Source organism: Streptomyces sp. NPDC002787 (assembly GCF_053592095.1).
Genome location: NZ_JBSFVC010000019.1, coordinates 174718 through 201067 on the forward strand (window position 1 = coordinate 174718; position 26350 = coordinate 201067).

General features: G+C 70.5%; 23 protein-coding genes and 2 pseudogenes. 15 read left to right on the forward strand and 10 right to left on the reverse strand.

The genetic code is table 11. The features are described 5' to 3' along the window. Positions 1 to 844: 844 nt before the first annotated feature. A pseudogene (locus tag ACWD26_RS26525) lies at positions 845 to 1474 on the forward strand (Fic family protein); the annotation flags it as partial. Positions 1475 to 1607: 133 nt separating this feature from the next. Here ACWD26_RS26525 and ACWD26_RS26530 read toward each other — a convergent pair. After that, complete coding sequence (locus ACWD26_RS26530; RefSeq protein WP_451274180.1) at positions 1608 to 3167, reverse strand: NAD(P)-binding domain-containing protein; 1560 nt, start codon at positions 3165 to 3167, stop codon at positions 1608 to 1610. A gap of 177 nt (positions 3168 to 3344) precedes the next feature. Between ACWD26_RS26530 and ACWD26_RS26535 the strand changes: the two genes are divergently transcribed. Further along, positions 3345 to 3656 (forward strand): ArsR/SmtB family transcription factor, encoded by a 312-nt coding sequence (locus ACWD26_RS26535; RefSeq protein ID WP_451274227.1) that lies wholly within the window; start codon positions 3345 to 3347, stop codon positions 3654 to 3656. Here the strand turns inward: ACWD26_RS26535 and ACWD26_RS26540 are convergent. Next, complete coding sequence (locus ACWD26_RS26540) at positions 3593 to 4456, reverse strand: aquaporin (protein ID WP_451274229.1); 864 nt, start codon at positions 4454 to 4456, stop codon at positions 3593 to 3595. The genes ACWD26_RS26535 and ACWD26_RS26540 overlap by 64 nt on opposite strands. 41 nt (positions 4457 to 4497) lie before the next feature. Beyond that, a complete protein-coding gene (locus ACWD26_RS26545; protein ID WP_451274231.1) occupies positions 4498 to 4752 on the reverse strand; it encodes an ArsR/SmtB family transcription factor in 255 nt (84 codons plus the stop codon). 223 nt (positions 4753 to 4975) lie between these two features. Here ACWD26_RS26545 and ACWD26_RS26550 point away from each other — a divergent pair, with 223 nt between their 5' ends. Continuing rightward, the gene (locus ACWD26_RS26550) at positions 4976 to 5383 is read left to right on the forward strand and encodes an arsenate reductase ArsC (RefSeq protein WP_451274182.1); all 408 of its coding nucleotides are present in this window, start codon (positions 4976 to 4978) and stop codon (positions 5381 to 5383) included. Positions 5384 to 5451: 68 nt separating this feature from the next. Next, positions 5452 to 6417 (forward strand): D-2-hydroxyacid dehydrogenase family protein, encoded by a 966-nt coding sequence (locus tag ACWD26_RS26555; protein ID WP_451274184.1) that lies wholly within the window; start codon positions 5452 to 5454, stop codon positions 6415 to 6417. Positions 6418 to 6736: 319 nt separating this feature from the next. Here the strand turns inward: ACWD26_RS26555 and ACWD26_RS26560 are convergent, their stop codons facing one another. The 3 genes from ACWD26_RS26560 to ACWD26_RS26570 form a co-directional block, all read right to left on the reverse strand. Further along, positions 6737 to 7603 (reverse strand): tyrosinase family protein, encoded by an 867-nt coding sequence (locus tag ACWD26_RS26560; RefSeq protein WP_451274186.1) that lies wholly within the window; start codon positions 7601 to 7603, stop codon positions 6737 to 6739. After that, complete coding sequence (locus ACWD26_RS26565) at positions 7587 to 7973, reverse strand: tyrosinase family oxidase copper chaperone (protein ID WP_451274188.1); 387 nt, start codon at positions 7971 to 7973, stop codon at positions 7587 to 7589. The genes ACWD26_RS26560 and ACWD26_RS26565 overlap by 17 nt, the downstream gene beginning before the upstream one ends. Before the next feature lie 359 nt (positions 7974 to 8332). Continuing rightward, positions 8333 to 8608: a hypothetical protein gene (locus ACWD26_RS26570; protein ID WP_451274190.1), complete on the reverse strand. Its 276-nt coding sequence runs from the start codon at positions 8606 to 8608 to the stop codon at positions 8333 to 8335. Positions 8609 to 9143: 535 nt separating this feature from the next. Between ACWD26_RS26570 and ACWD26_RS26575 the strand changes: the two genes are divergently transcribed. From ACWD26_RS26575 to ACWD26_RS26615, 9 genes and pseudogenes are all read left to right on the forward strand, one after another. Continuing rightward, positions 9144 to 10292, forward strand: coding sequence for a DUF3344 domain-containing protein (locus ACWD26_RS26575; RefSeq protein ID WP_451274192.1), 1149 nt, complete (start codon positions 9144 to 9146; stop codon positions 10290 to 10292). Between the two features lie 46 nt (positions 10293 to 10338). Continuing rightward, positions 10339 to 11520, forward strand: coding sequence for a glycosyltransferase (locus ACWD26_RS26580; RefSeq protein ID WP_451274194.1), 1182 nt, complete (start codon positions 10339 to 10341; stop codon positions 11518 to 11520). Beyond that, positions 11517 to 12941, forward strand: a complete 1425-nt coding sequence (locus tag ACWD26_RS26585; protein ID WP_451274196.1) for an exopolysaccharide biosynthesis polyprenyl glycosylphosphotransferase — start codon at positions 11517 to 11519, stop codon at positions 12939 to 12941. The genes ACWD26_RS26580 and ACWD26_RS26585 overlap by 4 nt, the downstream gene beginning before the upstream one ends. A 5-nt stretch (positions 12942 to 12946) precedes the next feature. Next, entirely contained in the window at positions 12947 to 14308 is a 1362-nt protein-coding gene (locus ACWD26_RS26590) for an O-antigen ligase family protein (RefSeq protein WP_451274198.1), read from the forward strand. After that, on the forward strand, positions 14299 to 16095 hold the full coding sequence (locus ACWD26_RS26595) for a lipid II flippase MurJ (protein WP_451274200.1): 1797 nt from the start codon (positions 14299 to 14301) through the stop codon (positions 16093 to 16095). The genes ACWD26_RS26590 and ACWD26_RS26595 overlap by 10 nt, the downstream gene beginning before the upstream one ends. Beyond that, the gene (locus ACWD26_RS26600) at positions 16079 to 16843 is read left to right on the forward strand and encodes a polysaccharide deacetylase family protein (RefSeq protein WP_451274202.1); all 765 of its coding nucleotides are present in this window, start codon (positions 16079 to 16081) and stop codon (positions 16841 to 16843) included. Before ACWD26_RS26595 ends, ACWD26_RS26600 begins: the two co-directional genes overlap by 17 nt. 1 nt (position 16844) lies before the next feature. Further along, entirely contained in the window at positions 16845 to 18014 is a 1170-nt protein-coding gene (locus tag ACWD26_RS26605) for a glycosyltransferase (protein ID WP_451274204.1), read from the forward strand. Next, positions 18011 to 18676, forward strand: coding sequence for a lipopolysaccharide biosynthesis protein (locus ACWD26_RS26610; protein ID WP_451274206.1), 666 nt, complete (start codon positions 18011 to 18013; stop codon positions 18674 to 18676). Before ACWD26_RS26605 ends, ACWD26_RS26610 begins: the two co-directional genes overlap by 4 nt. Continuing rightward, a pseudogene (locus ACWD26_RS26615) lies at positions 18673 to 19770 on the forward strand (GNAT family N-acetyltransferase); the annotation flags it as partial. The gene ACWD26_RS26610 and the pseudogene ACWD26_RS26615, both read left to right, overlap by 4 nt. A gap of 32 nt (positions 19771 to 19802) precedes the next feature. On the opposite strand, the gene ACWD26_RS26620 reads toward ACWD26_RS26615, so the two are convergent. Further along, positions 19803 to 21125, reverse strand: a complete 1323-nt coding sequence (locus tag ACWD26_RS26620) for a glycoside hydrolase family 26 protein (protein WP_451274208.1) — start codon at positions 21123 to 21125, stop codon at positions 19803 to 19805. A 191-nt stretch (positions 21126 to 21316) separates the two neighbouring features. Between ACWD26_RS26620 and ACWD26_RS26625 the strand changes: the two genes are divergently transcribed. Beyond that, entirely contained in the window at positions 21317 to 22576 is a 1260-nt protein-coding gene (locus ACWD26_RS26625; RefSeq protein ID WP_451274210.1) for a carboxylate--amine ligase, read from the forward strand. After that, positions 22576 to 23829: an NAD(P)-binding domain-containing protein gene (locus ACWD26_RS26630; protein ID WP_451274233.1), complete on the forward strand. Its 1254-nt coding sequence runs from the start codon at positions 22576 to 22578 to the stop codon at positions 23827 to 23829. The genes ACWD26_RS26625 and ACWD26_RS26630 overlap by 1 nt, the downstream gene beginning before the upstream one ends. Positions 23830 to 23895: 66 nt before the next feature. Here ACWD26_RS26630 and ACWD26_RS26635 read toward each other — a convergent pair whose 3' ends face one another. From ACWD26_RS26635 to ACWD26_RS26645, 3 genes are all read right to left on the reverse strand, one after another. Continuing rightward, on the reverse strand, positions 23896 to 24441 hold the full coding sequence (locus ACWD26_RS26635) for an LPXTG cell wall anchor domain-containing protein (protein ID WP_451274212.1): 546 nt from the start codon (positions 24439 to 24441) through the stop codon (positions 23896 to 23898). A 647-nt stretch (positions 24442 to 25088) separates the two neighbouring features. Then, on the reverse strand, positions 25089 to 25349 hold the full coding sequence (locus ACWD26_RS26640; protein WP_451274214.1) for a hypothetical protein: 261 nt from the start codon (positions 25347 to 25349) through the stop codon (positions 25089 to 25091). A 229-nt stretch (positions 25350 to 25578) separates the two neighbouring features. After that, entirely contained in the window at positions 25579 to 25833 is a 255-nt protein-coding gene (locus ACWD26_RS26645) for a hypothetical protein (RefSeq protein WP_451274216.1), read from the reverse strand. Positions 25834 to 26350: the final 517 nt, after the last annotated feature.

Sequence of the window (26350 nt, forward strand, 5' to 3'; positions counted from 1 at the left end):
CACCCGGGGACCAAGGACAGGTGGCACAGGCACGGCGGCTCATGCGCGCCTTTCCCAGGAGGCATGCTCGGACAGTCGGCTGATTCACGCCTGGCAGGACATCGTCTCCGCGGTCAGGGACAGCCAGCGCTACGAGGACATCAGCACGCGTACCGTCCTGCTACGCGCCCTCCTGGAGCGTTCCGAGCGTCGCTCGGCAGAGGTGATGCGCTCCCTCGCAGGTGTCTTGCTCGACGGCCTGCCCGTTCCGGGACCAGCTGCCCTACGAGGTGACCGGAGCCGAGTCCTTCTACCCCACGGACTCGCTCCCTGACGGGCCACACCTGGTCCTCGCGCGGTGGATCTCGGCATAGGGGCACAGGCAGATGCTCCGGCCGTCTCGCGCCCGCAGGTGCGATCCATGATCTTGGCCGCGCCGTTCCCTGAAGACTTCGGCGGCCGGGAGAAGATGTACGAGGGCTACACCCATGCTGTCGACGGCGTCTGCACTGGCGACTGTCGTTCACGCCGGCCGTCCGTCAAGCCGCCGAGGCCCTGCACAGGAAAAGGGAAATGGTGCAGAGCGAAGGGATGGGCTTCCGCGCGGACGTGCGCAGGGTCGTCTCCACGCTGCCTGACCTCGTGTCGATCTACCCACGCACAGCAAGCAGCGCCTGCGTACTGAGAACACGGCGGGCCGAATAGCAGGAGGCGAGGGGATGCGCACCTGGTACGAGGAGCTCGATGACGGCCCGTCGCGTGCCCTCAACCGCCTGAGATCCGTACGCAGTTCACTCGCCCACGGTGATCCTGTCACACCAGGGGGGCGGCTACCTCGGAAGCACCCCACTGGCTCAACGAGGGCGACCTCGACGTCTCCGTACCCGTCCGCGCCTCCATGGCCCACCTCAACCTCGTCAAGATCCACCCGTGGAAGGACGGGAACGGGCGCATGTCCAGAGCCCTCTCCACCCTCGTGTTCTCCCGCGAGGCAGTGATGCCGCCCGAGTTCTCCTCCATCGAGGAGTGGCTCGGACGGGGGCAGAACACGTACGCCTACTACCAGGTCTTGGAGGATGTAGGCGGTCCGCACTGGAGTCCGGAACGGGACACTCGCCCCTGGATCCGGTTCTGCCTGACCGCCCACCATCGCCAGGCGCAGCAGGCCCAGCGACGCTTCGATGTAATGTCCCGCGCCTGGACCCGTCTGGTCGAAGCCGTCGAAGCAGTCGGCCTGGACGAACGGGTCGTCTACGCCCTGTTGCCCGCCTTCTCGGACGCGAAGGTCCGCCGCACTGTCTACCAGCAGGACGCAGAGCTCAGCGACCAGCAGGGCATCCGCGACATCCGTGAACTCGTCTCCCGCGGCTGGCTCGTCCCCCACGGCAAGGCCCGAGCTCGCTACTACGCCTCTGGCCCCCTCATGGCCCCAGTCAGGGAAGAGATCCATCAGTCCATGGAGCCGTACGCGGCCCCCTACCGACGTACTCAATGATCTTGCGCGTTCCTACGCTGCCACTGCGTCGTACTACGCCGCCGAGGCTTCCAGCGCCCAAAGATCTTGTGCTGCCGCGATACGAGCCTCCAGTTCCGTCAGCGCCTCATCCGCCCCGGCTCACGCGCCGTGATCAGCAATCTCCCGGCAGAGCCGAGGAACCGGACGACCCCCTCGACACCACCGCCGCCGCCTCGGCCACCCCACCGATCCGCAACACCCCGGAAGACCCGCAACAGCCGCCGTCCGGCACGTTCGTGGTGGCGTCCTCGGTGTCCGGGGCGTCGAACAGGCCCGATCCGCCGCAGACACCCGTCTCCGGCAGGGTCAACTCCACTCGCTCGGCGGCCTCGTGGTCACCGGCGAGGGCGGCGGCGATGGAGCGGGTCTGTTCGTAGCCGGTCATGGCAAGGAAGGTGGGGGCGCGGCCGTAGCTCTTCATGCCGACGAGGTGGATTCCCGGTTCGGGGTGGGAGAGTTCGCGTACACCATGGGGATAGACCGTGCCGCAGGAGTGGACGTTGGGGTCGATGAGCGGGGCCAGGGCGAGGGGTGCCTGGAGGCGTTCGTCGAGGCCCAGGCGAAGTTCGGCCAGGAACGACAGGTCGGGCCGGAAACCGGTCAATACGACGACCTCGTCCACCGCTTCGAGTCGGCGCCCGTCCTCAGCGACGAGGACCAGACGGCCACCCTGTCCGGGCCTGGCACTCTTCTCACCCTGCCGGCCCTTCTCACCCCGCCCGCTCCTCCCACCCCCTCCGTCCCACACGCCCACCCCACCCCGCGACCTGCAGACGTCCTCCCCCGCCCCGCCCCCTTCCCGCTCGACCGCCCGCGTCCGGAACCCCGTCACCGCCGAGGCCCGCCCCGCCTCGACCGCCGCCTTGGCGCGTAGCCCCAGTGCCCCGCGCGCCGGGAGCTGGTCGGCCTCTCCTCCGCCGTACGTCGTGGCGCCGATGCCGCGCCGCAACACCCACACCGCATGCGTGCCGGGCGCCTCTCCGGCGAGAGCGGCCAGCGCGGCGAGGGCCGTGAACGCCGAGGCGCCGGAGCCGACGACAGCGGTGCGGCGGCCGGCGTAACGGGCGCGTACGACGGGGTCGTCGAGGTCGGGAACCCGGTAGGAGACGCGGTCGGCGGCCGCCTGCTCCCCCAGGGCGGGCAGGCCGTCCGCGCCCAGCGGCCCGGGAGTGGCCCATGTACCGGAGGCGTCCACGACGGCTCGCGCGGTCACCCGTTCCTCGGTGCCGTCGGCGTACCTGGCATGGACCGTGAAGGGCTGCCGCTCACGCTCGGCGTCCACGACCCGGTCACGCCCGAGGCGCGACACACCGGTCACCCGGGCGCCGTACCGCACCCGCTCGCCCGGCACGTCGGCGAGCGGCTGCAGATACCGCTCCGCCCAGTCACCCCCGGTCGGATACGTGGCGCCGTCCGGGCGGACCCATCCGCTCGGCGCGAGCAGCTTCTCGGCCGCCGGGTCGACGAGCTCGGCCCAGGTCGAGAAGAGACGCACGTGCGCCCACTCCCGTACCGCGGCCCCCGCCCGCGCCCCGGCCTCCAGGACGAGCGGTTCGAGACCGCGCTCCAGCAGGTGAGCGGCGGCGGCCAGGCCGACAGGACCGGCACCGATGACCAGCGTCGGCAAGGTGATGGGGACGGGGCTTGGGACAGGGCTGGTGGTGTCGATCACGGCGACTCCTAAAGATCCATCCACTACATCGACATTCGTCGATACAAACGACCTTGCCTCCCGCATCGACAGCTGTCAATATCGACACATGTCGAATTCAGGCGCCCTGGATCTCCCGGTCCTCAATGCCACGGCCGGTGAGACAGTCGGCGGGACAGCCGGCGGGACCCCCATCCCCTGCTGCCCCCGCTCACCGAGCGCCCCCTGACCTCCGAGGAGGCCGAGCGGACGGCCCGCATGTTCAAGGCGCTCGGCGATCCCGTACGGCTGCGACTGTTCTCCCTCGTCGCGTCGCACGACGGCGGTGAGGCGTGCGTGTGCGACATCTCCGATGTCGGCGTCTCACAGCCGACCGTCTCCCACCACCTGAAGAAGCTCAAGGAAGCCGGCCTGCTGACCTCCGAGCGGCGTGGCACCTGGGTGTACTACCGGGTCGAGCCGTCCGTGGTCGCGGCGATGGGACGACTGCTCGGCGGAGCCGACGGCTGAAGGACGGGAGCGCGAAAGATGACAGCCACCAGCGCCAACCCGACCACGCCGCCGACCAGTTGAGCCCCCACGACCCCGGCGACCGACCCCGGCGCGATCCCCGCGAACGTGTCGGTGAAGGCCCGCCCCACCGTCACCGCCGGGTTCGCGAACGACGTGGACGACGTGAACCAGTACGCCGAACCGATGTACGACGCCACCGCCACCGGCGCGAACCGCAGCCGGTCGGTACGGGCGAGCCCGAAGACCAGCAGCACCAGCCCGGCGGTGGCGACCACCTCGGCCAGCAGCAGATGGCCCGCCGAACGCTCATGCGTGGACCACTTCACCAACGGCTCACCGAACATCGCGTCCGCCAGCACGGCTCCGGCGACCGCCCCGAAGGTCTGGGCGGGGACGTACGCGACCGCCTCCCGGCCCGTCACCCCCGCCCCCTCCCCGCGTCCGCTCCGGCGGCCGGTCCACCACTCGACCAAGGTCACGACGGGGTTGAAGTGCGCCCCGGAAACCGGCCCGAGCAGCACGATGAGCACCCCCAGCGCGAACACGGTGGCGAGGGAATTCGCCAGCAACTGCACCCCGACGTCACGCGTCAACCCGGTGGCCTGAATGCCGGACCCGACCACCACCGCGACCAGAGCCGCCGTACCGACCAACTCGGCGGCCACACGGGCCCCCAACGGCGCACGTCCGGCCCCGGCAACAACCGGGACCTCCTCGGCAACCTCCGATACGGACCCAGCGGCAGCCGAAACGGCCCCCGGAGCAACTGGAACGGCCTCCGCGGCGCCCCCCTCGATGGCGACCAACAGGACTCCTCGATGTCAGCCGGCGGCGCCGGTCACGAACAGGACCGCTTGACGTCGTTGTCGGCAGTGGCGCGGGCGGCCTCCGCCAGATCAGCGAACCCTCCCGCCAGGGAGGCGAGGACCTCCGGCCTGAGCCGGTAGTACGTCCACCGCCCGCACGGCTCCGTCTCCACGATCCCCGCGTCGCGCAGCACCTTCAGATGGTTGGAGAGGTTGGTCTGCTTGGCGCCGGTCTCCTCCACCAGATGCGTCGTGCACAGGGTCTCGTGCGCGAGCAGGGTGACGATGCGCAGGCGGAGCGGATCGGCCAGAACCCGGATCAGATCAGTGTCGACTGACGTCAGCGTGCGCTGATACTCTCACATCGCCCCAGGCACACCGCGCCAGGCGCATCACAAGGCTCATCACCCAAGGCACACCGCGCTAGGCACAACACGCCAGGCACATCACCTCAGGCACATCTCCCCAGGCTGATATGTGAGCCACCCAGTGAAGGAAGCGACGCCTCCCTTGACCTTCCCCCTCGCCTCCGTACTCTTCGTCTGCGTCCACAACGCGGGCCGCTCCCAGATGGCCGCCGGCTTCCTCCGTCACCTCGCGGGCGACCGGATCGAGGTCCGCTCGGCCGGTTCCCTCCCCGCCGACCAGGTCAACCCGGCCGCGGTCGAGGCCATGCAGGAGGTCGGTGTCGACATCGCCGGCGCCCAGCCGAAGGTGCTCACCACCGAGGCCGTCCAGGCCTCCGATTACGTCATCACCATGGGCTGCGGCGACGCCTGCCCGGTCTTCCCCGGCAAGAAGTACCTCGACTGGGCTCTGGAGGACCCGGCCGGCAAGGGCGTCGAGGCGGTACGCCCCATCCGCGACCGGATCAGAACCCGCGTCGAGGCCCTGATCGCGGAGATCGACGCTGGGTAGAGTCCAGTCGGACTCTCGCACCCAGCGCCGCCACCACGCACCCGAGGCCCGACCGGAAGGCATCCGCCATGCGACCGCGACTCCGCTGCGCCGTACTCGACGACTACCAGTCCGCCGCGACCGAGGTCGCCGACTGGTCCCCGGTCGCCGACGACGTCGAAGTCGTGAGCTTCGCCGACCACTTCGCGGACGAGGACGCTCTCGCATCGGCCCTCGCCGAGTACGACATCGTCGTCACTCTGCGCGAACGCGTCCCCTTCCCCGCCGCACTCCTCGCCCGCCTCCCCCGCCTGAAGCTTCTGATCGCCTCCGGCATGCGCAACTCGGTGATCGACTACGCGGCGGCCCAGGCGCACGGCGTGACGGTGTGCGGTACGGCCAGCTCCTCCACCCCGCCGGTCGAGCTGACCTGGGCCCTTCTGCTCGGCCTCGCCCGGGGCCTGGTCACCGAGAACAGCGCCCTGCGCGAGGGCGGCCCCTGGCAGAGCACGGTCGGCGCCGATCTGCACGGCGCCCGGCTGGGGCTGCTCGGCCTCGGCAAGATCGGGAGCCGGGTCGCCCAGGTGGGCCTCGCCTTCGGCATGCATGTGACGGCGTGGAGCCAGAACCTGACGAAGGAGTACGCCGACGAGGTGGGCGTCCAGCTGGCGGCCTCCAAGGAGGAGTTGCTCACGGAGAGCGACTTCGTCTCCGTCCACCTCGCCCTGGGCGACCGCACGCGTGGCCTCCTCGGCGCCCCCGAACTGGCCCTCCTCAAGCCGACCGCCTACCTGATCAACACCTCGCGCGCCGCCATCGTCGACCAGGACGCCCTGCTCACCGCCCTGCACGAGGGCCGCATCGCCGGAGCCGGCGTCGACGTCTTCGACATCGAGCCCCTCCCCGCCTACCACCCGATGCGCACGGCCCCCCGCCTCCTCGCCACCCCGCACCTCGGCTACGTCTCCCGGGCCAACTACGCCACGTACTACGGCCAGGCGATCGAGGACATCCAGGCCTACCTGGCGGGCTCCCCCGTACGGCTGCTCGGCTGAGAATCCCCGGGGACCCGGGACCGATCCCCTGCACCACAGTCGCGCCCGCAGGCACCCAGGAGAACCCGAACTGCCCCCGCAGGTACCCCGGTTCTTCCTTGGTTCCGGCGGGTTTCGGCCTCATGCCATGGGCCGGCGTGCGCCGAGCACATCGCGCAGCGCCGTCGGCGCGACCGCGCACCGCAGTGGACGAACGGCGCGGTCCACCCGCGACGGCGGCCGGGGCTCGTCCTGCCCGCGACGGCGGCCGGGGCTCGTCCTTGCTTCTGCCCGGTACGGTCAGGCCTTCGGCCGGTCTCACCGGCAGATGTCGTGCCTGCTACGCGTACCGATAGACCGAGCTGTGATCCTCCAGTTCCTCCGGGGTCACGTCCCACGGGGGCAGCCTCTCGTGCCGCGCGACGACCCGGCCGTGCTGGGCATCCTTCGGGCCGGGCGGCTTCGCGGGAAGATAGCGGGTGTTCCGGTGCCGCCGCTGCCAGCGGGACCACAGCAGGTCGACGAAGGCGTGGTGCATCCAGAAGACGGGGTCGTTGGCGGAGGCGCCGCTCACCATGTGGCCGCCGACCCACCGGTGGACCCGGTTGTGGTTGCGCCAGGACATGACGCCGCGCCCTGGCCCCCACCCCTCCAGCTTGTTGCGGAACCCTTTCGCGGACGTGGAGTTCCAGGGGGCCGTGTCGTAGACCGGGTCCGCGAGGGCCTCCGCCACGTCCCCGGCCGTGGGCAGAGCGATCGGGTCCCGGGAACGGCCCAGGTCCCGCATGAGGTACTCGACGTCGGTGATCCCCTCCGTGATGGTCCACTGGCCATGGCGGTAGGCGAAGGGGCCGGTCATGACCTGACGGTCCGAACGCCGGCCTGTGCCGCCGAGCAGGTCCTCGGTCCACGGCACGGCCGTCGAGACGCGGTCACGCGTCCAGTCCCAGTACGGCACGGTCACCGACTCGTCCACGCGGCGCAGGGCCTGCTCCAGGTCCAGCACGAACCGGCGGTGCCAGGGCAGGAAAGAGGGCGCCATGTGGGCTGTGCGCAGGCCGTCCTCGCCGTCGGGAAGGAAGTACTGGATGTGCATACGGACGAACTCGTCGTACTCACCGCGGCGTTTGACCTCGATCAGTGCGGTGACGAACCGGCGCCGCTCGTCAAGGGTGAGCGTGCTGACGTCCTTACGCGTGTACACCATGGCGGCGATCCCCCTCGGTTCCCTGGCCGCCGTTCGGCGTACCGCTGTCGTCCGTACGGCTGCCGGTTCCGTCCGACGTGCCCAACCGTGCGGTGGGGCCGAGTTCGTCGACGGCCGCGCGCGCCGCGGCGAGGGGCGTCGGATACGACTGGTAGTGGTCGACCATGGTCATCCAACTGCCGTCGACACGACGCATGAGGTGCAGCGGCCGCCCGTCCACAGTGACGTGCCACACGCCGGAGCCGTCGTCACCCAACCGCCCTGTGTCGTCCGTGATGCCGACGATGCGCCGTCCGCGATACGTCTCGCGGAACCACGCCCCCTCCGGCCCGGTCGCCCTCGATGCCGCCAAGGACGGTGCGAGTGCCATCCCGGCCACTGCCGCGAACAGCCCCCGTAGCACCCGCCTCCGCCCGGTGGACTCCGTGGGCTTCGAAATCCTCGTCCCGAACTTCACACCCAACACGTGAGTCAACAAGAATTCTCCACCCTCTCCAACGAGTCCCGGATTCCTTGCACATCGTCTGAACAAGGGATTTCAGCATCGCGCACGCAGGATCACCCTTTCTGAAATGAGCCCGGCTACGGAAGCCGCACCGAGCAAGGACGGTCCCGGCAACAAAGAGGCCGACACCGCGCGACGCGGAATCGGCCTCTTCGGAGCAACCACCCGGGAAATGCCAGAAGTGCCGGATCAAGACGCGGCGGGCATCACGGCCGGGGACGTTCTCACTTCTGCGGCGACAGAGCGCCCAGCGGGGCGCCGTTACCCAGGGCGGTGGACGTGCGATCCAACGTGCTCAGCAGCGCCTCCTTCTTCTCCTTGGCGTCGAGCGCGTCCCCCTTCAGCGGCTGCACCTCGACGGGGCCCTTGTTGAGCGTGTTCACCGTGCTGTTGAGGCCCTTGTGCACCGCCTCGGTGGCGTTCTGGGCGAACGCGGGCGCGGCGGCACCGGCGATGATCAGGGATCCGGTGACGACAGCAGCAGCCTTCAGAGACTTCATGGCGTTCCTTTCTTCGGCAATGTGGGTAGCCGGGGCGGATTCTGACATCGTGCACAACGAGCGCCGACCGGTCCGGAAACCCGCGTGCGGAAGATTGCCGAGTACTCATATGAGAGCTCTGAAGGATTTGACTCTCAAAGTCGGGACGGGCGACGGAACGGAAAGGAACAGCGCCGCGCCGGCGCGGTTCGACCAGGGTGCTCCGCCCCGCGCCACCGCCGCCCGCCGGCTTGCGGAGTCGGGTGGCGATACGCCGGGCGGACCGTCCACGCATGGGGGACCTGCCTTCAAGTGGCACGTACCTTCCGGCGGGATGCCCGACGTCGCGCCACAACACGGTGTCCTCCCCAGGGATACCACCGAGGAAGATGACCCAGAAGTCCCCCACTTCACCAATCCGACACACTTGAACCGTTTAGCCGGTTTATGCCCGATAGCGGCTAGAGTTTGCGCACGTCTTGACGCGTTCCTACAGCACGCACATCCCTTCTCGCTCCCCCGACACCTCCGCCTTCCCGAAGGGGCAACGCCGGTCATGCGCAATTCCCTAGCCCTCCTGCTGCGCCGTACAACGGTGGGCGCACTCGCCCTCGCCGGGATGTGGGCTCCCACCGGCGCCCTGGCGGTCGCGCCTGTCACACCGTCGTCGCAGGAGGCCGGCCGTCTCCCCTTCGCCCAGCGATACCAGGCCCTCCAGCACGGCGGGATCGTCCGCGCGGCCAATGTCTCCATCACCTGCCGCATGCCACGGGCGAACCACCAGTTCCTGCCGTCCACGGCGCGTTCCTGCCCCGCCACCCGGGAGGACGGGATCGGGGTGAACGGCGGCTTCGACATGACGTACGTCGACGTCGACAAGGACCCGAACACCTACAACTCCTCCCGCGCGGAGGTCCGTGTGCCCGAGGGTTCACGGGTCAGCTACGCACGGCTGTACTGGGGCGGCAACCTGCGCGTCGGCGAGCAGAAGCCGCCCAGGGACAACGGGAGAGTGCTGGTCGCCGAACCGGGCGGGGAGTACAAGGAGGTCCTCGCGGACACGGTCGTCGGCCACCGTGTGGCGCACGGCGCGGACGCCTTCCAGGCCTCGGCGGACGTCACGCGACTGGTGCGGGAGAGCGGGCCCGGTCTGTACACCGTGGCACAGGTCAACGTGGCGATGGGAAGGTCGGCGGCCGGCGCGTGGGGTGGCTGGACGCTGGTGGTGGCGTACGAGAACCCGGAGCAGCCGTTGCGGCACCTCACCGTCTGGGACGGCTTCGACGCGCTGAAGTCCGGTGCCGGGCAGGAGATCCGGCTGCGCGGAATGCGTTTCCCGGCGGGCGCGGGCGGCCGGGCGGGCCTGGTGACGTACGACGGCGACCGCGGCGCGACCGGCGACGCGCTCACCCTCACGACCACCCGCACATCCTCGGCCCCGCTGCCCCACCGCACAGAGGTCACCCCCCTCACCAACTCCGCCAATCCCCGCGACGACGTCCTGAACTCCACGATCAGCGAACCGGGAGCGTCCGAGCCGAAGCGGGTGCCGACGTACGCCCACACCCTCGGCTACGACTCCGATGTGTTCGATCTCAAAGCGGGCCTGCGACACGGCGGCGACCAACTGGCCTTCCGCGTTGTTTCCCAGCGGGACGTGATCTGGGCCGGCGTGCTGTTCGCCGCCGTCGACGCCCAGCGGTAAGGCGCCTTCCTCCCGTCCCGAGCGTCACTGAGCGAGGACATCGCGCATGCACACGTCATCAACCGGCCCCCGGTCGCGGGTCCTTCACCTCACCCAGCCCGTGGAGGGCGGGGTCGCCCGCGTCGTGACGGACCTGGTGCGGGCGCAGCTCACCGCCGGCCTGGCCGTCACGGTGGCCTGCCCCGACGGGGCGCTCACCACAGGGCTCCGGCAACTGGGAGCGGACGTACGGCACTGGCACGCGACACGGTCACCGGGTCCGTCGCTCGTCCGGGAGGTACGCCATCTCGCACGCGTGATCGATGAAGTGCGCCCCCATCTGGTGCACGCGCACAGCGCGAAGGCCGGGCTCGCCGGGCGGCTCGCCGTCCGGGGGAGGATCCCCACCGTGTTCCAGCCGCACGCCTGGTCGTTCGAGGCCACCGGCGGGGCGGCCTCGGCGCTCGCGCGGGCCTGGGAACGGTGGGGGGTGCGTTGGGCCTCCCAGGTGGTGTGCGTGAGCGAGGCGGAGCGCATGACCGGCGTGCACGCCGGGATCAGCGGACGGTGGAGCGTCATCCCCAACGGCGTCGACCTGCAGCGCTTCCACCCCGCCCCGGCCGGTGACGTACGGGCTGGACTGAGGGCGTTGGACGAGGTCGATCCCGCCGCGCCGCTCGTCGTCTGTGTGGGGCGGCTGTGCCGACAGAAGGGCCAGGCCGTTCTGCTGAGGGCGTGGAGTACCGTCGCCCGCAGGGTGCCGGGCGCGCGTCTCGTCCTGGTCGGCGACGGGCCGGACCGCCACCGGCTCTCGGCGCGCGCGCCGAAATCCGTGCTGTTCGCGGGCGCCGTCGCCGACGTCGTCCCCTGGTACCAGGCCGCCGATCTCGTCGTTCTGCCGTCGCGCTGGGAGGGCATGGCGCTGGCCCCGCTGGAAGCGATGGCCTGCGGTCGGCCGGTGGTGGCCACAGACGTCGACGGTGCCCGCGAGAGCCTGCCTCCCTCCCTCGCACCCCACTGCCTGGTCCCGCCCGAGAACCCGGCGGCGCTGGCCGGGGCCGTTGCCGACCTTCTGCTCGACCCGCCGCTGCGCGCGTCGCTCGGCCGCCAGGGGCTCCAGTACGTCCTGTCCTCGCACGACGTGCGGCACACCGCCGAGGCGGTTACGGACGTCTACCGCCATCTGATCCGCGTGCGACCCGCACCCCGCGTCGCACCCACGCAGCATAGGGAGTCCATCCACTCGTGACCGCGGACAGCACCATCTCCTCCTCTGGCACACAGCCCCGGGATCACGGATTCTCGCCCGCCTCGGTCATGCCGTCACGCGGGGCCGTCCCGAGTGCCCCGCCCCCCGCCGGCAGGCGGCCCGTGCGGTCGGCGTCGCCGGTGCCCCTGCTCGTCGCGGACGGCACGGCCGCCCTGCTCGGTGCCCTGACACTGGCCGGGACTCAGCTCCGCCCGCTCCCCTTGGCCCTGCTGGCCGCATCGCTGCTGCTGCGCCCGCATCGCGCGCGCCCGCCGGTACCGGGCGTCCTCGACGAACTGCCCGCCATCTGCGGCCGGACAGCGGTGGCCTGGCTGACACTCGCCGCGCTGGTGGCGGCGTACCGGCCGGACCACGCACTGTCCGCCCGCACCCTGTTGGTGGGCTTCGCCGTGCAGGCGGCGGCTAGCTGCGCGCTACGCGGCACCGTGCACGCGTGGTGCCGCGCCACGCTGCTGCGCGAACCCGCCACCGCGCTCGTCATCGGCCCGGCGGCGACCGCACAGCGCGTGGCCGCCGCCGTGCTGCGGCACCCGCGGTGCGGGGTACGGCCGGTGGGGATCGTGGCCGAACGGCAGGACGGCGCCGGGGGCCTGCCGGTTCTGACCACCGGTGAAGAGGTAGCGAGGGCCGTCGTCCAGAACGGCGTTCGGGCGGTGCTGGCCGTCGATCCCTCCGTACGGGCCCAGCAGGGACCGCTGCTGAGGGCGCTGGCCGAGCGGGGCTGCGTGGTGTGGGAGGTGGACGCGGACTCCCCGTCGTACGCGACGAAGGACCGACTGGCCGGGTTCTCCTGCCGGCTTCTGGAGAGATCCGCGACGCCAGTCGGCAGCGCGGGCAAGCGGGCGCTCGACGTCCTCGTGTCGGCGACGCTGCTGCTGCTGGTCAGCCCCCTGTTGCTCGTGTGCGCGGTGACACTGCGGATCAGCGACGGGCCGGGAGTGGTGTTCCGGCAGGAGCGCATCGGCAAGGACGGAAAGCCGTTCACGCTGCTGAAGTTCCGTACCCACCGTCCCCTCGACGAGCACGAGGCGGCGACCCGGTGGAGTGTGGCGAACGAACACGAGATGCGCGGGTTCTGCCGCATGCTGCGGCGCACCTCGCTCGATGAGCTCCTCCAGCTGTGGAACGTGCTGCGGGGCGACATGAGTCTGGTCGGACCTCGGCCCGAGCGCCCCTACTTCGTCGCACAGTTCAGCGAGTCCCACCCCGGCTACGCGGCTCGCCACCGTATGCGGACCGGCATCACCGGCCTCGCCCAGATCCATGGGCTGCGCGGCGACACGTCCATCGAGGACCGCTTCCGGTTCGACAACGTCTACATCGACAACTGGTCGCTATGGCAGGACGTGTGCATCCTGTTGCGCACCGTGGGCACGCTCATGCGTCCGACGGGAAGCTGAGCGCCATGAGCCTCGCACTGACGCCGCTCGTGCACCGGGGCACCTCCCTGACGCCGGTCCTTCCCGTGGTGGCCGTGCTCGCCCTGCTGGCGCTGCCGCTCGACCCGAGCAGCGAGGGCGGCCCGGGTCCGGCCGACGCGATGTCCGGATTCCTGGTGCTCTTCTGCGTGGTCCGCCTCGTACGCGACCGGCGTCGCCCCTTGCCGCGTACGGCCGCCGTGGTGCTGGGCCTGCCGGTCCTCGGGCTGGTCGTCGCTGCCCTGGGGACATACTCGCCCGAGGCCGGGATCACCGGTATGGGACGGTATCTGCAGATCTTCGTGCTCGTCCCGGCGGCGGTCCTGCTGCTGATCCGCGGACAGGGCGACTTCCGGCTGCTGGCCTGGTCGTACGTGGGGCTCGCGGGCTGGCAGGGGGCCGTCGGAGTGCATCAGTACGTCACTCGGACCGGCGCCTCCTTCCAGGGCGAGCGGATCCGGGCCGTCGGCACGTTCGGGCCACAGGACGTGATGGGGATGGCGACGGCGGTCGGCCTCGGCCTCGTGTGCGCGTTCGCCCTCGCGCTCGGGCGGACGTCCGTCCGGGAACGGGCGGTCGCCCTCGCGTGCGCGCTGGCGCTGCTGCTGCCGCTCGCGCTGTCCTTCAGCCGGGGCGCGTGGATCGCGACGGCCGCGACCTGCACGCTGCAGCTGGGCCTGACCGGGCTGCGGCGCGCGCTCAAGGTGGCCGCTGCCGTAGCCGCGGCGGGCGTGGTCCTGGTGGGCGGTCTCGGTGTCGGCACGGCACTGCTGGAGGAGCGGATCGACAGCATCACGCAGGTCGCCGACGCCCCCGACCAGTCCGTCGCCGACCGGTACACGATGTGGGCGGCCGCGACCGACATGTGGCGCGAACACCCGCTGACCGGCGTCGGGTTGAAAGGGTTCCCGGAGTACCGGGACACGTACGCCTCGCCGGCGCTGTCGTCGGGCAGCGACACCGAGGGCGCGGGGGCCGCGTACCGGAAGCAACCGCTGCTGTCACCGCACAACATGTACCTGCTGGTGCTGAGCGAACAGGGCCTGATCGGGCTGATGGCGTTCGCCGGGAGCTGGCTGGCGCTGCTGGTGTGCGCGGTGCGGGCGACGGTACGGGCACGCGCTTCGGGGTCGCACGGCCTCGACTGCGGGCTGGTCGCCTGCGGACTGCTGGCCTGGCAGCTCACCGACTTCGCGTACGCCGACATCGGCGGCCCCTCCACCGTGCTGGCCGCCGTGTCCCTCGGGCTCGTGGCGTGGTGGGCGCTGGCCGGGAACGGCGAGGCGCAGGCCGCCCCGTCGGTTCCGGCACTCGGAAACGCGCGGGAGAGCGTGGCACGATGTCCGTGACCCCGCCGCAGACTCCGCGTGCGCCCGATTGCGGGACCGACGGGGCGGCCGTGCCCGCGGCACGGGCGGCCACGCAGGACGTGACCGGCACCGACTCCCCTGCGGCCACCGGGAAGTTCATCGCGAAGGCCACTTTGATCACGGCGTCGCTGTCGGTCGCCGGGGCGCTGCTCGGTCTGGTGCGGGATCAGGCACTGGCCCAGCTCTTCGGGGCGGGCGTCGAGACGGATGCCTTTCTGGTCGCGTGGACCGTACCGGAGTTCGCCGCCACGCTGCTCATCGAGGACGGCCTGGCCATCGCGATGATCCCGGCTTTCAGCCTGGCCCTGGCCCGGCGCGCCCAGGGTGTCGCCGGCGACCCGGTCCGCTCCCTCGTCACCAGCACCCTGCCCCGTCTGTCCCTGGGCTTCGTCGCCGTAGCCGCGCTGATCATCGTAGGAGCTCCCTACCTGGTCGAGGCTCTGGCGCCCGGCCTCCCCGACCCCGGCCTCGCCGCCGACTGCACCCGGCTGACGGCGACCTGTGTGTTGAGCTTCGGACTCGCCGGGTACTGCAGCGCGGCTCTGCGGGCGCACCGTCGTTTCCTGGCTCCCGCCACGATCTACGTGGCGTACAACATCGGCATCATCACCGCGATGTTCCTGCTCGGCGAGCGCTGGGGCGTGCGATCGGCGGCGGCCGGTGTGGCGATGGGCGGCTGCCTGATGGTCGCGGTCCAGCTGCCCTCCCTGCTGCGTCTGTTGAGGACTCGACGCCCAGCCGCTTCCGGCAGCAGCTTCGAGGTACGCCCGATGAGCCTCGCCCTGATCGGCAGCGTTCTCATCTTCGCCATGTGCCGCCAGTCCCAGGTCCTGATCGAACGCTTCCTCGCCTCCACCCTTCCCGCCGGGGCCATCTCGCACCTCAACTACGCCCAGAAGGTGGCCCAGATCCCGATGACGCTGTCGCTAATGCTGTGCACCGTCACCTTTCCGGTGATCGCGCAGGCGCTCGCCGACGGCGACATCGAACGGGCTCGCGCCCGCGTGGAGCGGGACCTGGCCCTGGCCTGCCGCCTGGTGCTCTTCGGCGCGGCCACGGTGGTCGCCTGCGCGCCGCAGATCATCGAGATCCTGTTCCACCGGGGCGCGTTCACCGCGCAGGACACGGTGGTAACGGCGGGGGCCCTGCGCGTGTACGCCCTCGGGCTGCTCGGCCAGACGCTGGTGGGCGTACTGATCCGGACGTATTTCTCGGCGGGGCGGCCCACCTGGTATCCGATCGGCGCCATGACCGCGGGTGTCGTCGCGACCACCTGGATCGGGGTGGCAACCGTGGATTCCTGGGGCGTGTTGGCGATCGCCGCCGCCAACGCCGCCGGCATCACCGTCACGGCCGCACTGCTGCTCGCCGGCCTCGCACAGAAGCGGGACGGGCGCGCCCGTCCCGAGAGCGCACGGCGAGCGGAAAAGCCCGCGGGACCGAGTTCGTTCGTCTTCTCCACCTGGACCGCGGCCCGTCGGCGTCGGCCCGCGCAGCACAGCGGGCCACGCGGGGTCCCCATCCGTACCCGGCGTGTGCTGTCCGATCTGGGCAGGCCGCTGCGGGCGGCGGTGGCCGCCACGGTGGCGGGGGCTTTCGCCTCCAGCGCGCCGGGGTCCCCGGTGCTGGGTCTCACGGTCGGCTGCGTGACCGTGACCGCCGTTTTCCTCCTGCTCGGACTGGCCCTGGACACCCAGGGCCGCACATCCGCGCTCCATTCCGTAGGTGCCGTCACGCGGAGGCTGAGGCATGGCCGTTCCAGTTGAATCCGTCGGCACGGGCAGACGCCCCGCCGGGCCCCCCCGTCCCGTCCCGTGGGTGGCGATGTACCACTCCGTGGGCGACTGCTCGGACGACCCGTACCGCATCACGGTCACACCCGAGCGGCTGGAGCGGCAGTTGGCCTGGCTGCGCCGGCGCCGGCTGCGCGGCGTGTCCCTGCGCGAACTGGTCGCCGCCCGCGCCCGGGGCAAAGGGCGGCGCCTGGTCGGTCTCACCTTCGACGACGGATACGCCGACTTCCTGGCCCACGCTCTGCCTGCGCTGCGCCACTGGAACTGCGGTGCCACCCTCTTCGTCCTGCCCGCCCGGCTCGGGGGTGTCAACGCCTGGGACCCGCTCGGCCCGCGCAAGCCGCTGCTGTCCGCGGACGGCGTCCGGCAGGCGGCCGACGCGGGCGTGGAGATCGGTTCGCACGGGCTGACGCACATCGATCTCACCAGGGCCGACGATGCCACTCTGAAGGCCGAGGTCGCCGACAGCAGGGCACTGCTGACGGAGCTGATCGGTGCTCCGGTCGACGGCTTCTGCTACCCGTACGGCACGATCGACCGCCGCGCCGTCGCCGCCGTACGCGAAGCCGGATACACCTATGCCTGCGCCATCGACCCCGGCCCCCTGACCGGCCCGCACGCCCTCCCCCGTCTGCACATCGGCCAGAACGACACAGCCTGGCGGCTGCACCTCAAACACAAGCTGCACCGGCTGCGCCGGCGCCGCGTGGAGGGCGTGTGACATGAAAGCGCTGCACATCATCACCGGTCTCGGCGTCGGCGGCGCCGAACAACAGCTCCGCCTGCTGCTGCGGCACCTCACCGTCGACTGCGAGGTGGTGACCCTCACCAACCCGGGCGCCGTCGCCGACGGGCTTGTCGCCGACGGAGTCCGCGTGCACCACCTCGGTATGGGCGCCAACCACGACCTGTCCGCGCTCCCCCGCCTGACCCGCCTGATCCGCGCCGGTGGCTACGACCTGGTCCACACCCACCTCTATCGCGCCTGCGTCTACGGCCGGTTGGCCGCCCGACTCGCCGGCGTCAGGGCCGTCGTCGCCACCGAACACTCCCTCGGCGACTCCCAGATGGAAGGCCGGAGGCTGACGGCGGGCGTACGCGCGCTCTACCTCGCCAGCGAGCGCCTCGGCTCCGCCACGGTCGCCGTCTCCCCCGCGGTCGCCGACCGTCTCGAACGCTGGGGCGTGCCCTCCCCTCGCATCGAGGTCGTTCCCAACGGGATCGACCTGGCCCGTTTCCACTTCGACGCGTCCCGGCGCCACCACACCCGCCGACGCCTCGGACTGCCGGAGGACGCCTACGTCGTCGGCGGGATCGGCCGCCTCACCGCGGGCAAGCGCTTCGACGTCCTCATCCGGGCGATGGCCCGGCTTCCGGCCGACCACTGGCTGTTGTTGGTCGGTGGCGGCCCGGAGGAGAGCGTCCTGCGCCGTACGGCCCACGAGGCAGGCGTGGCCGACCGCGTCCTGTTCACCGGCGAGCGCCCCAACGTCCCCGACGCCTCCCCCGGCACCGGCGCCTCCCCCGGCACCGACGTGCCCTCGCTCACGTTCGCCATGGACCTGCTCGCCTCGCCGTCCTCGGAGGAGGCCTTCGGGCTGGCGGTCGTGGAGGCCCTGGCGTCCGGCCTGCCCGTGCTCTACACCTCCTGCCCGGCGATCGAGGACCTGCCTTCGCAGGCCACCACCGGTGCCCTACGCGTGCGTGGCGGTCCCGAGGCGTACGCGAATGCCGTCGCCGCGGTGCGCGCGGCCGGCCCGCGGCCCCGTACGGCTGCGGACGCCGCGCACCACTACAGCATCTCCCGCAGCGCTGCACGGCTCATGGACGTGTACACGGCAGCGGTGTCCAGCTCAGTGCCCCCCTCACCCCAGGAAGCCAGTTCGTCATGACCGACAAACCCACTCGATTTCGCTGGCAGCCCGGCCAACCGGGCCGCATCGGCCTCCTGCGGCGGCCCTGGTTGCTGCTTGCGACCGGCGCGCTCGCCGGCGGCCTGCTCGGCGGCGCCTACGGCACGCTCAAGGCCCCGACATACACGGCGACCAGTTATGTCGTCGCCGTACCCACCAAGAATTCCGACCCGACCTCCGCGCTCGGCTTCGCACAGGCGTACGGCCGCGCCGCCACGCAGCTCGCCGTGCTCGGGGACGCGCAGTCGTCGGCGGGCGTGCCGGCACGGACGCTGCGGCGGAACGTGCGGACCGCCACCTCGCCGGACGCGCCGATGATCGCCGTCTCGGCCACTTCCCGGCGCCCCGGCCTCGCCTCCGGCATGGCCAACGCGGTCACCCGCGCGCTGACCCGCCACGCCAACAAGACCAAGGGCAGCACCCACGTCGAACTCGTTCAGTTCTCACCGGCGGTGCGGCCGACCGAGCCGACGTCCGTGTCACCGACGATGGCCGGTCTGGTGGGTACGAGCGCGGGCGGCCTGCTGGGCGGCCTGGCGCTGCTCGTGCGGCCCAAGCGGGCGGAGAGCGACGACACCGCCCGCCCCGCCTCGGTACCCGGCCCGGCCACCGCCGCCGCCGACGTGCATGGACAGCTGTGACGGCGGCGTACACGACGGAACTCGTCACCGACGCGCGTGCCTTCGCCGAAGTGGCCCCGGGTTGGGGGCGACTGTACGAGCGGTGCGGCGCGGCGACCCCGTTCCAGAACCACGCCTGGTTGCACTCATGGTGGCTCTCGTACGGCAGGCCCGGCCGGCTGCGGCTCGTGCTCGTGCGCGAGGGTACCGAACTCGTGGCCGCCGCACCCCTGATGCTCCATCGCGGCCCGGTGCCCAGGCTCGTACCGCTCGGCGGGGCGATCTCCGACTACGGGGACGTCCTCATCGACGACGAGCGCGCGGACCGGGTGGCCGCCGTGCTCGCCGAGGCGCTGTCGGCCGCCGCCCGCACCGCGCTCATCGACTTCCGCGAGGTACGGCCGGGCGGAGCGGTCGAGCGCGTCTACGAGCGCTGGAGCGGACCGCGCCGCCGGCTCCAGGACTCGCTGTGCCTGGAGCTGCCCGCCGTACCCATGGACGAACTGATGTCCCGGCTGGCGTCGGGCAAGGCCCAACGGGCCCGCGCCAAGCTGCGCAAGCTGAGGTCGCTCGGCGTGGAGCGGCACGTCGTACCGCCGGACCGGGTGGGCGAGGCACTTCAGCGGCTGCTCGAACTGCACCGGCTGCAGTGGCAGGGCCGGAACGTGACGTCGGAACACCTGCAGACACGGTTCTGCGAACACCTGGTGCGCTCCGTGGGGCCGATGGTGAGTTCCGGCGACGCGGTGGTCACCGAGTTCCGGCTCGACGGCGACGTGGTGGCCGTGGACCTGACACTCCTGTCGCCGCGGCTCGCGGGCGGCTACCTGTACGGCGCCCACCCACGCCTGCGGGAACGCAAGGCGGACGTGGCGGTGATGCTCCTCGACGCCTGCACGCAGCACGCGGGTAACGGCGGACCGCGCACGCTGAGTCTGCTGCGCGGCGACGAGCCCTACAAACGCCACTGGCGCCCCGAACCTGTCGTCAACGGGCGGCTGCTGCTGGCCCGGCGGCGCACGGCGCCCCTGATGTCGGCGGTGGCCGGCGACGTGGCCGCGCGGCGCCGGGGCAAGGAGTTGCTACGTCGCTTCCGGGAGCGGACCGGTGGCGGCAGGACACGCGATGGCCCCGCCGCCGGTGGCCGCTATCGGGCCCTCGACCACCAGTCGAGACGCAGGCACAGCCTCCCGCCGAGCCAGCGCTCGACCCAGTCTCCGAGATTCAGCGGGGAGCAGCCCGTGGGAAGCAACGGTGCGGTGGGCACGGACGGCGTGGGTGAAGTCGTCGGTTCGTCGACGCGGCCGAACAGGACGGACCGATACACCAGCGACGATCTGGGATTGGCCGCGCACTGCCAGACTCCGTGCGGACAGTAGTCGGTCAGCGTGTTGTACAGCGGCTTGTGCACATCGATCCAGTTGAGCATCCGCCGCATGTATTCGGCGTTGTCACCGTTACGGAAGAGCCCCCATTCAGGATAGGAAATGGGCTTGTTATGGGATCTCGCGAAGTCCACTTGTGCTTGAAGTCCGTACGGCTCTTTCACCTGCTCGTCGAAGGAAATTCCTCGCGGCTGGTCGTACGTGTCCATGCCGATGATGTCGACCGTGTCGTCCCCCGGGTAGCACTGTGTCCAGGGAACGGCGTCCCGGCCCCGGCTCGGCGTGAAGTCGAACCGGAACTTCTGGCCCGGCACCGAACGCATGGTGGTGACGATCCTGTTCCAGTACGTCTTCCACGCCTTCGGGTCGGGGCCACAGCGATGGGTGTACGTCGTGCCGTTCATCTCCCAGCCGAGCACCAGTACCGTGTCCGGCACCTTCAACGCGACCAGTCGCTCGGCGAGTGCGCGGAAGTGGTGATCGAAGTGCCCGGCCGCGCCCTGCCGCAGCAGCAACCTGACCTCGGCGTCGGAGACACCCTCCTCGTTGCGCTCCTGCATGGGCACATTGAGGACGAAGATCCGGTCGTCCTTCGCCGTACGCCAACGCGCCCACCCCTCGAGGAATCTGTGGGTGCCCTCGATGTTGCTCCAACGGTCTCCCGGCAGATAGGTGTGACCGACGCGCAGCTCGGCGCCACCCAGCCACCTGCTGAGTTTCGTCATGGCGTACACGCCCCGGACTCCGGAGTCGAGGAAGGCGCCGAAGGCGGGGCGCTCGCTACCGGTTGCCGAGGTCGTCGGCGTGACGGAAGGGTTCGTCGGGGCCGTTTTCGACGGCGCGGTGACGGGACGGTTCGCGAGGTCCGGGGTGGCCGCCGATGCCGGCGGCGCGGCCGATGGGGCCACCGCGGGCAAGGTTGAAGCCGATGGCGTCGGGGTGGCCGCCGACGGAGCGGGAGGGCCGGCGAAGGGCCCCGTCCCCGCTGCGAAGCCGGTACCGGAGGCCAGCGCGGCCGAAACGACGACCGCAGCCGCGACGACCGCCAGCCGCCTGGTCCGGGCTCGACACTGCTGTAGAACCATGCCTGCTCCGCTCTCCTGCTGTCTTCTGCCTGACGTTTCCGCTGTCGCTGTTGTTGTTCCGCATTACTTTCTATTCCTGACACCCAGTCACATGAAGTCATTCACATGAAATGACAAAACGCCACTGTCGTTACGGCTTTCGAGTGCCTTGCTCGCCCACCCGGGCGAACCGATCCCAGGGAGTGAAGTCCGTGCAGCTGCTCGACACCCGCGTCCCCGCCGTTCTTCTGCGGATCGACCGGAATCCCTTTCACCACGGAACGCTGGGCGCCGTGCGTTCACTCGGCAGGGCGGGAGTGGAGGTGCATGTGGTTGCCGATTCCACGGGAAGTCCCGTAACCAGGTCGCGTTTTCTACGGGAAATGCATCCTCCGCCGCCACCCGGGTCATCGCCCCGCGAGGTCGCCGCCGCGCTGCGCCGGGTGGCCGACCGGATCGCGCGCCCCGCCGTCCTGATCCCGATGGACGACGCGAGCGCGGTCGCCGTGGGCCGCATGCGTGAGGAACTCGCGCCGTCCTATCTGCTGCCCCCCGGGCCCGGCACACTGCCCGAACGCGTCGCCGACAAGGCCGGTCTGGCCTCCGTGTGCGCCTCCTCGGGCATCGCGCACCCGGTGACGCTGGTCCCGGACAGCCCGGCGCAGGCCGCCCACGCCGCCTGGCGGCTGGGACTTCCGCTGGTGGCGAAGTGGAGCCGGCCCTGGTTGGTGCCCGCAGACAGCGCGCTGCACAGCACGGTGCTGGTGCACTCCGCTCAGCAGGCCCGGGAGCTGTACCTGCGCACCGAGGAGGCCGGCAGCCCGCTGCTGCTGCAGGCGTATCTGCCGCCGGGTCCGAACCGTGACTGGTTCTTCCACGGATACACCGACCGTTCCGGTGTGGTGCGCGCGGGCGGGCCGGGCCGCAAGCAGCGGGCGTGGCCGCGCCGGGCGGGCCTGACCACCGTCGGCCGCTGGACGGCCAACCCACAGGTGCAGGCGCTCGCCGAGCGGCTCAGCGGAGAGCTCGGCTACCGCGGCATCTTCGACCTCGACTTCCGCCGCTGCGGCACGACGGGCCTCTATCACCTGCTGGACTTCAACCCGCGCCCCGGCGCCCAGTTCCGGCTCTTCTCCGACTCCGCAGGACTGGACGTCGTACGCGCCCTGCATCTCGACCTGACGCACCGTCCCCTGCCGGAGGCCGCGCCGCTGGTGGGGCGGTCGTTCGTGGTGGAGAACTACGCACCGTTCGCCGCGCTGCGGCCCGCGCCGCGCGGACGCGAACTGGCCTGGCACGCCTCGGACGACCCTGCTCCCGGCCGGGCGATGTGGGCCCTGTGGTGCCGCCATGTGTCCCGTCGCCTGCGGGAGCGGCTGCGCCCGGCCCCGTCGGCACCCGCACCGGCACGCGTGGTCCGCCAGGCGGCCGCACCGCCCCTCACCGACGACGAGAAAGCGGGCAGTTGCTGATGTACGACTTGCTGGTGGTGGGCGCCGGCCCCTATGGCTTGTCCATCGCGTCGCATGCCGCGGCCGCCGGGCTCGACCTGCGTGTCCTCGGGCGGCCCATGGCGTCCTGGCGGGACCACATGGCTCGCGGCATGTACCTGAAGTCCGAGCCATGGGCCTCCAACCTCGCCGCCCCTGATGGTCGTTGGCGTCTGGAGGCGTACTGCGCGGCCTCGGGGCTCACGGCGCGTCACGCGGAGCCGATCCCGGTGGAGACGTTCGCCGAGTACGGCCTGTGGTTCGCGCGCAACGCCGTGCCCCCGGTGGACGAGCGCATGGTGAGCCGGGTGGCCGCCGGTCCGGTCGGCTTCGAAGCGGTCACCGAGGACGGAGAGGTGCTGCGCGCCCGGACGGTGGCCCTGGCCGTCGGCGTCATGCCCTTCACGGAAATGCCTTCCCCCCTGCGCGGCCTGCACCCGGGACTCGTCACGCACAGCAGCCACCACCGTGACCTCGGCCGTTTCCGCGGCATGGACGTCACGGTGATCGGCGGCGGCCAGGCAGCCCTGGAGACAGCGGCGCTCCTCGCCGAACAAGGCACGCACACACGGCTGCTGGCGCGGGCGCAACGCCTGCGCTGGAACGACGTGCCACCGCCCCTGCAGCGCGCCTGGTGGCAGTCGGCCCGCACCCCGCACAGCGGCCTCGGCTGCGGCTGGCGCAACTGGTTCTACTCCGAGCGTCCGGACCTCTTCTATCGCCTCCCCGAGTCGACCCGCCTCCGCATCGCGGCCACGGCGCTGGGCCCGGCGGGCGCCTGGTGGGTGCGGGACCGGGTCGAGCCGGTGGTGGAGACACTGCTCGGCCGCGAGGTCGTCGCGGCCCGTGCGGTGCCGGGCGGCGTACGGCTGGAGACGGTGAGCCGGGACGGGGAGTCGAGCTTCCTGGACACCGAACATGTGATCGCGGCCACGGGGTTCCGCGCGGCCCTGGGTCGGCTCGATCTGCTCTCCACCGAATTGCGCGCCGGCCTGACGACGACGGCCGACGGCTCCCCCGCTGTCGGGCGGGACTTCGAGTCGTCGTGCCACGGACTGTTCGTGGCAGGCCTGCTGACGGCCTCGGCCTTCGGCCCCGCCATGCGCTTCGTCCACGGAGCGACCTTTACGGCGACGACGCTCGTACGAGGAGTACGCCGCCGACTCCGCACCGCCGCCCCACCCGCCCAAGTGATCCCCGTACCGGTGGACCGGGGGCGCGCGGTCGCACCCTGAAAGACGCGCCGTCGACCGAGGAGGCCAGGTGCCGGAGGCGTTTCCTCCGGCACACCGAGCGGAGCGCTATCGACCGGCAGCGGCACGGCCTCGTCGGTACAGGATGGCGCCACTCGTCAACAGCAGCGCGGCCATACCCGACGCCGCCAGCACCTGCTCGTTGCCGCCGGTCTCGGGGAGGGAGGGCGGTTGGGCCGGGGGCGAAGACGGTGGCGTTCGCGGCGGGGTGCTGGGCGGAGTGGTCGGGGGTGCCGATACAGGCGGTGACTTCACCGGTGGCGGGGTGGTGGGCGGTGACGTCGGCGGCCTCGTGGGGGGAGTGGTGGGGGGCTTCGTGGGCGGGGTGTCGCCATAGCCGTAGTCGTAGCCGTAGTCGTCGCCGTAGCCGATGTCTTCGCCGTAACCACTGTCGTGGCCTGGAACGTTCTCCAGGGCCTGGCGGACACTGTCGCTGGGCAGGGCAGCAGGCGCGTCGGGCAGACCTAGAGAGCCTGCCGGGGTCTCCTCGGGGGTCGAGTCCGCGAACGCCGGGGCGACGTAGAGGGACAGCACGCTCGTCGCAGCGGCGGTCACGAGCATTCCCTTGCTCAGGTTCTTTCGCAATCTCGTCATCTTTCTGATCGAATAAGTGGGAAGGTCCGGCCGACACGGCAGTCAGTTCCTCCTTTTCTTCCCACCGTTGCGCCGGGACGTGATTTCACGCCTGCCGTAGTTTCGTCGCCACCCGATCTTCTGACTGGTCCAGTGATGGGACCCCGTGAAGTGCCAGTACTGACAGTCGGAACATCGGTAGATCCGATCCGGGATCCTGTCCAGCAGCGGCTGCCTGACCAGCCAGATCCTCGCCTCGGATTCAGTACGGAACGACGCCTTCCCCGTCTCCGGGCAACGCGGCAGGATAATTACATCAGTCATGTTCCCTCCGAGGCGCGATTCGGCTCGAATTCCCCTTCGACGGAAGGAGGAATCGATGCTGCCTCAGCAGTAAACCCTCGGATCAAGCGGGCGCCCGCCTTACGGATGAGTAGCCATCAAGCTTCATCCGAATGGCCCCGCATTGGCTGCTGATGTGAATTTCACTGATCGGATGGTATCTAGCGACGCGCCACTCTGTTCGAGCCTGGAAGAAACATCCATCTCAATATATGCAAAAAGCCAGCGACCATCGAGAGATGGCCGCTGCCCGTATCAGATCCACTCTGCGCGCGCACGAGGAGATCCGGCTCATTCAGTTCTCAGTCTGCCCCGGGTCTCCTGGATCAGCGACTGCCGGCGTCTTTAGCAACCTGCGTGCAGAAATTACCGATATTCGTAACACTGTCACCCAAGATGGTGATCGTCGGATTGACCGTAATCACCGAGGAGTGGAATTCCTGTTCACAGTGCAGGAGCTGCGCGTTTTCGATGGCAGCATCGGGCTGGTCGTCACCAGGATCGTGAGCCTGGGCGACCCCGGTCCCCGCCAGGCTGATACCGCCGATAGCGGTTGTCACCAGCATGATCCTCTTGAACCTCTGCACGCGTAACTCCATGGTTTGACTCACGGCCACTACGAGACGTAGTGGCTCCGTTCAGAACGGCAAAGGAGATGTCGAGCTTCTCGCATCTCGACATCTCCTGTTCCGCGAATTACTTCCGCTACCCCTTCGACCCGGAGTCACCAGACCGAACAGGGCGTCCGACGCGACAAGCATGGGAGCAACGGGTTTCGCACTACAGGCGAGACCCGTTGCCCCGCCGCACGTCGATTCAGTCTTCGACGTTGACCGCCGCGCAGAAGTTTCCGATGTTCTGCTCCACGTCGCCGCCGAGAGGTTCCACAGGACCGGCGGTGAAGAGCTCGCCGGCGTCGAACGACTGCTCGCACTTCACGACCTGCAGGTTGTCGACGGCGAACGGGCCGTCGTGGCCGTCGCGGCCGTCGGCACTGGCAACCCCGCCGCCCGCAAGGCCGAGACCGCCGACCATGGCAACTACGGCGGCAGTCTTCTTGAGCTTGTTCATCACGTCTCCGTTTTCTTCACGCACACGGGCCTCCTTACGGACCGTGTCCGACTCGTCACAGACGTTAACACGAGTCCCTCTTACTGCACCATTTAAGACACGCCGGATGGAGCAGAGCTAATCAACTTATGCACACCTTTTACGACAACCGCAGTAAATGGGTGATCCAGTTGACCCGATAATTGATATTGCGGGTACGCGAATATCCAGACGCATGACACGTTCCGCGCCGATTGCGGCGCGCGGGACGCAGCCAGGGACCCGCCGACGAGACCGATACCCGGGCGCGCAGTGGCGATGTGACGCCAGACGAAGCCCCACCCCGACGGAGCCGCGATGAGGTCGCAGCGCACAGACCCACGGGGACCTCCCACCAGCCGGGGCAGAAACCCAAAGCAAAGCGCCTCTGGCGGGGGGGGGGGGGGGGGGGCGCCACCAAGCGATCCCCCCCCCCCCCCCGCCCCAAGAGCGAGCGCCCCCGCGCGGACGAAAACAAGAGCGAGGGGCGGGGGACGGG